At 45.0% G+C, this 1,988-nt stretch carries 1 pseudogene; it reads right to left on the minus strand.

What is annotated here, in order from left to right:
- Positions 1-62: 62 nt before the first annotated feature.
- A pseudogene (locus NW853_RS05545) lies at positions 63-1,988 on the minus strand (hypothetical protein); the annotation flags it as partial.

The raw sequence follows: 1,988 nt of genomic DNA on the forward strand, positions 1-1,988 counted from the left end.
CGATAGCTCCAAGTCCTACAGCAGCTAATTTAGCAAGAAGCTCTCCCTGCTCTTTGTCGTTCTCACTCATCATTCCCACTCCCTAAGCAAGACAAAGATTGAACAAAACTTTCAATTGCATTCTTCCTATTCTCCAGATCTTCGGCTATAGCTACTGCTTGGTTAAAGTTCTCTTCAATCCGCCTTCTTTGCTCATCTAGCTCGCCCATAGAAAGGTCAAGTGCTTTTCTAACCAATTTTTGAGTAGCCTCTCTTAGTTCTTCCATGTAACCTATGATCCATTCTTTTAGAACTTGCCACAATTTTTGCTTACCAGCATCTGCTCCTCTTGACCACTCCTCAGCCATCCTATCAAAGCTAGGCACAGTTAGCTGTTGATAGAACTCCGTCCCAACTTTAGCTATCTTGTACTCCTTGCCTCCAAAGCAAGATCTAGGCTCCTCGACTATTGTAGTTTTGTCCTTCTTTGTAGTCTCTATCTTTGCTCTTTTATTAAAGAGAAAGACATCTTGCGTAAGGCGCAAGGGCTCGCTTCTCAGCTTAACGCCAGTTTGAATCAATTCCTGGATCCCTAGCTTATCTTCCTCAGAGACTGTGAGGATTTCTTCAACGGCTCCAATAAGGTTTGCAATAAGCTGAGAGATCAATGAGTTCGCAAATCTCTCAAAAGTTTGAGCCTTCGCCTGTAACAGAAACTCGGCCCTATGTTCGAGAGCGTCCCTAACCGATTGGTAGAGAGCTAAAACAGCGCGCTCAGCTCTTTCTATCTTCTCATGAGGCTTTTTGGTTTTCTCCTCAACAGGTACTCTCAGAATCAGGCTGTCTCCCTGACACTCACAATCCCTCAACGTTCTGAGTGTCATGTCGCAAGATCTAGCAACGAGGTTGGCAATGTGAGCAGGGATCACTTCTTTCAGAGAATCTTCTAGCGGATAAACACCAATTTCTTGCTTGAGTGCATCTCGAACTGGAGCAATGATTTTATTAATCAAATCTTTAACTTGCTCGTCCACAAAGTCAATAAAATCGGGAAACCCCTGCCAGCCCTTCTTTCTGGCTTCCTCCTCAATCTTTGATAGGGACTCAGGAGTGCCACTAGCACTGGCAACTTGGTTGAGTAAGCCTGTAATGTCATCGATAAACGATTGGGCAACTTGATTGATTGCTTCCTTGCATTGCTCTTGTTTGTCTTGAATATATTTTCTTTGCCTATCTACTTCCTCTAGCGTCTGAATTTGTCTTGTATTGATTATGACATCTAGGGCACTGCTAATCTCTCTAGCTGAGTTGATCACTTGTAGCACTGCCGGGAGAATAACAACTCTTGCAGTGTCTGCTTGAATCCTTTCTCGCAATGCTCTCCATAGCAAGTTGCCGCCGCTCCACTCTCGGATGTAGCCAAGCAAGAGCCTAGTGTCATTGTCAGATATTGCCTGCCCTTCCTCGACTTTGTTTTCAAGGTCTGCTATCCAAGACTTCAGCTCCCTATCACCTCTTGTAGAAGCCTTGATGAGATTAGCACAGTCTTCAAAAAGAGCGCTGAGCATCCATTGTTTAGTACTGGGATCCACATCCGATCCTTCGGAAGAGTTGGCTCCCCAGGCACATTGGGCATAGAAGAGCGCCTTAGCAGAGAGCGGAATGATAAAAGGCAGCTCTGGAAGATCCAGAATCTCCTTAATTTCCTCTCTCAGCTCCTCGATCCTTTGCTCTAGAGGGTTGTCGGTTTGATTTCGCATGTCAACCCTATTGAGCAAGAAAATCATCAAGCTGGTTTGACCTCGGAGAAACTCCACAACATCTTTTAGCTCTCTCAAGAGGGCTTCTCGTCTTTGCCAATCTGTCTGAGAGTAATCCAGTGCAACAAGGCTAAAGCACTTGCTGACATGCTCTTGGATGATCCTGAGGCTTGTTCTATCTTGGACTGAGTTCAGGCCAGGCAAGTCATAAATCTCAACCTGTAAGCCCTCAGGCAGGTTTAATAGAGA

The sequence above is a fragment of the Synechococcus sp. H55.11 genome (assembly GCF_047462475.1).
Classification (GTDB): Bacteria; Cyanobacteriota; Cyanobacteriia; order Thermostichales; family Thermostichaceae; genus Thermostichus.